We start from the raw sequence: 6,071 nt of genomic DNA, 5'->3' as shown, positions 1-6,071 counted from the left end.
CCGGCTCCACCGTATGCGGCGCCGAGTAACGGCTATCGCTCATGACTTATCTTCCAGACTTCAGCTCGGACCACATCCGGTTTTGCAGGCGTTGAATGTTCAAGGGCAGCGCCTTGATCACATACAAGGTCTTGGAGACCTCGGCCGGCGGATAGATCATGGGGTTGTCCGCCACGTCTTTCACCACGTACTGCCGCGCCTCTTTATTGGCGTTGGGGTAGAACATGGTGTTGGTGATGGCGGCGTGCACCTTCGGCGTTTCGATGTAGTTGATGAATGCCAGGGCTTCCTCGGGATGCGGCGCATCCTTGGGGATGACCATCAGGTCGAACCACGCGGGCGCGCCGCCCTTCGGGATGAAGTAGTTCACTTCATACGACTTCTTGGCTTCTTGCGCGCGTTTGCGGGAAATCATCACGTCGCCCGAAAACCCGTAGACCATGCACAGGTCGCCCACGGCAAGTTCGTCGATATAGCCCGACGAACTGAACTGGCGGATGTACGGGCGGATCTGCTTGAGCACGTCCAGCGCGGCCTTGTAGTCATCCGCGTTGGTGCTGTTGGGGTCTTTGCCCAGGTACTTGAGCACGGCGGGGAATACCTGCGCGGCTTCGTCCAGCATCGAGATGCCGCACTCTTTCAGCTTGGCGGCGTTCTCGGGCTTGAAGATCATGTCCCAGTTGGCCAGGTCGACGTTGTCGCCCATGATCTGCTTGACCTTGGTGACGTTGTAGCCCAGGCCATTGGTGCCGTAGCCCCACGGAATGGCGTACTGGTTGCCGGGATCGACGGAGGCGACCAATGCCATCACTTCGGGGTCCAGGTATTTCCAGTTGGGGATCTTGGACTTGTCCAGCTTCTGGAACAGCCCGGCCTCGATCTGGCGCGAGGCGTAATGGGTGGACGGTACAACGACGTCGTAGCCGGACTTGCCGGCCAGCAGCTTGGCTTGCAGCGTGTCGTTGCTGTCGTAGACGTCATAGCGGACCTTGATGCCGGTTTCTTTTTCGAAACCCGGAATCGTGTCCGGCGCCGTGTATTCGGCCCAGTTGTAGACGTTGACGACCTTGTTCTGCGCGACCGCCGACGATGCCGATGCCGCGACCAACACCGCCCCAAGCGCCCAGCGCATTCCCGCCCTTAGTTCCATTGCGTGCCCCCTTGCCGTATGCCGTGTATGTCAGGACTACCAAAAGGCGAAATGATAAAGCTTTTTAGCGATGACCTGCCCAACTTTACCGGCGAGTTCGCGCAATTAGCGGCCGACCGCGGGCGGGGCCGGCCCCAGCGTCAGGGCTGCACGCCCACGCCCCAGGCGGTCCAGTAGCTGTCGCGCAATTTCATCCAGTAGCGGTCGCCCTCTTCGCCCGCCACCTTGACCAGTGATCGGCGCAGGCGATCCAGGTTGCCCTGGCGCTGGCGTTCGGACAGCGCGCCCTGCGTGCCACGGTCGAAGTCGATCAGCCAGACCTGGTTGTCGGCGCCGATCAGGATGTTGAACGCATTGAGGTCGGCGTGCCAGACGCCCGCGCGATGCATGCGCACGATGGCCTGCCCGACGGCGCCCCATAGCGGCTCGGCCAGCGCATGGGCCAGGGGCCGCACGCCGGGGATGCGTTCCACGATGATGGCCGCGCGGTAGATGGGGCCCTGGCGCCAGTAGGCGGCGGCAAGCGGCGCGGGCACGGCCAGACCCTGGGCGCGCATCGCCGCCAGCAGGCGGAATTCGCGGAAGCTGCGGGTGCGGTCTTCGCCGTTCCAGAGGTAGGCGTCGCGGCTGATGCGGGCGATCATGCCGCCGCGTCGGTAGCGCCGCAGCACGCCCTGCCAACCCTGCCCTTGCACAAACCAGGCTGCCTGGCGGCCGCCCGCGTCCACGGGCCGAGCCCGGTCGCCATAGTGGCCGGGGTTGAAGATGTCGGGGCCGGCGTTGCCCAGGCGCGCATCGCTGAGCATGGCGCCGGCCAGCGGCGCGGGCCAGGCCTGGCGCACCGCGCCCGAGCGTGCGTCGTCAGCCTTCACGATTGCGCATCCAGTCAGCCACGCCGTAGAACGATTCCAGCAGCCGCTCCACCAGCGCGGGGTCGATGCCCTGGTCTTCCATGGCGCGCCCGATGCACGTCACCCACTGGTCGCGTTCGACCTGGCCGATGGAAAACGGCAGGTGGCGCGCGCGCAGGCGCGGGTGGCCGAAGCGTTCGATGTAATGGTCGGGGCCGCCGAAGTAGCCGCACAGAAACCAGAACAGCTTGTTGCGGGCCTCGTCCAGACTGGGGCCGTGCGCGGCGCGCAGTTCTTTCAGGTCAGGCTCCATGTCCATCAGGTCATAGAAGCGGTCGACCAGCGCGCGCACGCCGGGTTCGCCGCCCACAAGGTCAAAGATACTGCGGGGATTTTCCACGGGTTCGCTAATGGTATGGACTCGGGTTGTCATCAGGTTTCTCGAAGGGTGACCAGCGGCGGCGTGCGCAACACGCCGCGCAGCGCCATGGCGCCGCCGGCCCAGGCGCCCAGCATGCCCGCCCCGATGCCGGCCAGCCACGGCCACAGGCTCAGGGTAATGGTGAAGTCGAACACCTGGGTAGATAGCGCCCAGGCGATGGCGGTGGCGCCGGCAGCCGCCAGCAGCCCCGCCAGCCCGCCCACGGCCCAGAGCTCGATACGCTGCGACCGGGCCAGCTGCGAGCGGGTGGCGCCCAGCGCGCGCAGCACCGCGGCTTCGCGCATGCGCTCGTCGCGCGTGGCCGTCAGCGCGGCCGACAGCACCAGCACGCCCGCGGCCAGCGTGAAGAAAAACAGCAGCTGCACCGCCTTGCCCACTTCGTTCAGCACGGATTGCAGCTGTTGCAGGATGGCGCCCACGTCGAACACGGTCAGGTTGGGAAACTGGCGCACCAGCGCGGGCAGCACGGCCGCTTTTTCAGGCGGCAGGTAAAAAGAGGTGATCCAGCTTTGGGGCATGTCGGCCAGCGCCGAGGGGGTCAGGATGGCGAAAAAGTTGACGCGCATCGTATCCCAATCCACCCGGCGGGTGCTGGTGACGGCGGCTTCGACCTGCTGGCCGGCCACGTCAAAGGTCATCTTGTCGCCCAGTTTCAGGCCCAGCGACTTGGCCAGGCCGGATTCCAGCGACACCTCGGAAGCGCCGGGCGTCAGCCAGCGGCCTTGCTCGATCTTGTTGGACGACGGCATCTCGTCGCCGTAGGACAGGTTGAATTCGCGGTCCACCAGGCGCTTGGCGCGCGGTTCTTCGTAGTCGTCCGGGCCGACCGGCTTGCCGTTGATGGCAATCAGCCGCCCACGCACCATCGGCGACAGCGTGATGCCCCCCAGGCCTTCGCGGGTCAGCGCGTCGGTGACGGGCTGGCGCTGGTCGGGCTGCACGTTGATCAGGAAACGATTGGGTGCATCCGCCGGCATCGTGCGCTGCCAGCCCTGGATCAGGTCGGTGCGCGTCATGGTCAACAGCAGCAGCGCCATCAAGCCCACGGCCAGCGCGCACACCTGCGTGATCGTCGCGGCGCGGCGGCGCACCACGCCCGCCAGCGCAAAGCGCAACGCGGGCAGGCCCGATGCCAGGCCGCGCACGCGCGCCAGGCCCAGGATGCACAACCAGGCCACCAGCGCGAACACGGCAAAAGCGCCCAGGAAGCCGCCCGCCACCACGGCGCCCAGCTTGGCGTCGCCGGCAAACCACCAGATCAGCAAGGCGAAGCCGACCGCCCCCACCGCGTAGCCAACGGCGCTGCGGGCGCTGAGCGTGTCCGCGTCGCGGCGCAGCACCCGGGCGGGCGGCACATGGCGCAGCTGCGCCAACGCAGGCAAGGCAAAGCCCAGCAGCAGCAACAGGCCGGTCAGCACCCCTTGCAACGCGGGTATCGCGGACGGCGCGGGCAGGCGGGTATCGATCAGCGAGCCCAGCAGCATCACCAGCACCTGGTGCACGGCAAAGCCCAGCAGGCACCCCGCCGCCGAGGCAAACAGGCCAACCAGCGCGAATTCCAGCGTCAACATGCGCGACACCTGCGATTGCACCGCCCCCAGGCAGCGCATGACGGCGATGCCGTCGCGGTGCCGCGTCATGTAGCGGCCGGCCGCCAGCGCGACCGCCACGGCGGAAATCAGCACCGCCAGCAAGGCGACCAGCGACAGGAAGCGCTGCGCGCGGTCCAGCGTGCGGCGCACTTCGGGCCGGCCCGATTCCAGCGTGGCCACTTTCTGGCCCCGCTTCAGGTTCTGGTTCAGCCAGGTGGCATACCCCGCCACGGCGTCCGGCTGGCCGGCCACCAGCATGGCGTAGCCGATGCGGCTGCCGGGCGCGATCAGGCCGGTGGCGGGCAGGTCGCTGGCGCGCAGCAGCACGCGCGGCGCTACGTTGACGAACTGCATGCCGCGATCCGGCTCGTACGTGATGACGCGGTCCACGCGCAGATGGGCGTCTCCCACGTTCAGCGTGTCGCCCACTTTCAGGTTCAACAGCGACAGCAACTGGGCGTCTACCCACACCGCGCCCTGGGGCGGGATGTCGCGGGTGGGCGCGTCCGGCGCGAACGGGGCGTCGGCCACGCGCAACGCGCCGCGTAGCGGGTAGCCGGGTTCCACGGCCTTGAGCGCGGCCAGTTGGGCGCCGTCGCCCGCGCCCACCATGGACGGAAACTGCCAGGTGCTGGACAGGGTCAGGCCCCGTTCGCGGGCCTGGTCCAGAAACGCGGCAGGCACGGGCTCGTCGGCGTCCAGCACCAGGTCGGCGCCCAGCATCTGGCCCGCATCGCGTTCCAGCGCCCGGCCGACGCGGTCTGCCAGAAAGCCCACGCTGGTGACGGCGGCCACGGCCACCACCAAGGCCAGCACCAACAAGCGCAGTTCGCCCGCCCGGGCGTCGCGCATCATCATCCTGGCGCCCAGGCGCAGGGTGGACCAGAAACCGGGGCGCTTGGCCTGTGACATATCAGGGAAATCCATCATTCATCAATGTTAAAAACCGCTTATTGGCCGTCCGAATCCCGATATCATCCCGGGGCGGGCGGCAACGCCGCCCATAAAGATACCTAATACCGGAGAAGACAATGCGTAAATCCTGGCTTGCGGCCACGATTCTGGCCGCCTGCGCGGCCGCCACCTCCCTGCCCTCGGCAGCCCAGACCACCCTGAAGATGGCCTACGCCCTGTCGACCTCGTCGCACTACGGCGCGGGCGCCGACGCCATGGCCAAGTCCATCGAAGCCTCGTCGAACGGCAAATACAAGGTACAGCAATTCGCCAACAGCGCGCTGGGCGGCGAACGCGAAGTAATCGAAGGCTTGCAGATCGGCACCATCGACCTGGCCATCGTTTCGACCGGCGCCACCCTGAACTTTGTTCCCGAGACGGGGGTTTTCGATATCCCCTTCCTGCTGCGCGACCTGCCACACGCGCGCGCCGTGCTGGACAGCAAGATCGGCCAGGACATGCTGGCCAAGTTTCCCAGCCGCGGCATCATCGCCCTGGCCTGGGGCGAGCAGGGCTTTCGCCACCTGACCAACAACGTGCGCCCGGTCAAGACGCCGGCCGACGCCAAGGGCCTGAAGATCCGCACCACGGAAAACCCGATCCACATCACGGCTTTCCGCCAGATCGGCATCCTGCCCACGCCCATGGCCTGGCCCGAAGTGGCCACCGCCTTGCAGCAAGGCACCATCGACGGCCAGGAAAACCCGTTGTCGGTCATCACCTCGGCCAAACTGTCGCAAATGCAGAAGTACCTGTCGCTGACCGGCCACGTGTACGGCCCGGCGCTGGTGTTGATGTCGGCCAACGTCTATGAAGGCCTGTCGGCCGCCGACAAGGCCAACTTCGACAAGGCCGGCAAGGAATCCGCCATGGCCATGCGCGCCTATGTGGACAACATCGAGAAGACCGGCGTTGAACAGCTGAAGAAAGAAGGCATGCAGGTGTCCGAAGTGGACCGCGCCGCCTTTGCCGCCGCTGTCGAGCCGGCCTACCCCGAGTACTACAAGAAGTTCGACAAGAAGCTGATCGACTCGATCCGCGACACCAAGTAAGCGGCGGGCGCCCCGTGCGGGCGCCGCGCC

5 protein-coding genes are annotated in these 6,071 nt (G+C 66.7%); 1 reads left to right on the top strand and 4 read right to left on the bottom strand.

Going from position 1 to position 6,071, the window contains the following annotated elements; all coding sequences use genetic code 11:
- Window positions 1–46 precede the first annotated feature (46 nt).
- From ACNPP0_RS07880 to ACNPP0_RS07865, 4 genes are all read right to left on the bottom strand, one after another.
- On the bottom strand, window positions 47–1,150 hold the full coding sequence (locus ACNPP0_RS07880; RefSeq protein WP_104143288.1) for a polyamine ABC transporter substrate-binding protein: 1,104 nt from the start codon (window positions 1,148–1,150) through the stop codon (window positions 47–49).
- Between the two features lie 140 nt (window positions 1,151–1,290).
- Complete coding sequence (locus ACNPP0_RS07875) at window positions 1,291–2,022, bottom strand: 3-deoxy-D-manno-octulosonic acid kinase (protein ID WP_120154558.1); 732 nt, start codon at window positions 2,020–2,022, stop codon at window positions 1,291–1,293.
- Window positions 2,012–2,434, bottom strand: a complete 423-nt coding sequence (locus tag ACNPP0_RS07870; RefSeq protein ID WP_448705550.1) for a group II truncated hemoglobin — start codon at window positions 2,432–2,434, stop codon at window positions 2,012–2,014. Before ACNPP0_RS07870 ends, ACNPP0_RS07875 begins: the two co-directional genes overlap by 11 nt.
- Window positions 2,434–4,965 (bottom strand): ABC transporter permease, encoded by a 2,532-nt coding sequence (locus ACNPP0_RS07865; protein WP_448705549.1) that lies wholly within the window; start codon window positions 4,963–4,965, stop codon window positions 2,434–2,436. The genes ACNPP0_RS07870 and ACNPP0_RS07865 overlap by 1 nt, the downstream gene beginning before the upstream one ends.
- A gap of 101 nt (window positions 4,966–5,066) precedes the next feature.
- Between ACNPP0_RS07865 and ACNPP0_RS07860 the strand changes: the two genes are divergently transcribed.
- Complete coding sequence (locus tag ACNPP0_RS07860) at window positions 5,067–6,041, top strand: TRAP transporter substrate-binding protein (RefSeq protein ID WP_332613468.1); 975 nt, start codon at window positions 5,067–5,069, stop codon at window positions 6,039–6,041.
- The last annotated feature ends 30 nt before the right edge of the window (window positions 6,042–6,071 follow it).

The organism is Achromobacter semiaridum, assembly GCF_053543755.1.
Note: the sequence above shows the minus strand (reverse complement) of the source record. Positions and strands in the feature narration are given on the sequence as shown.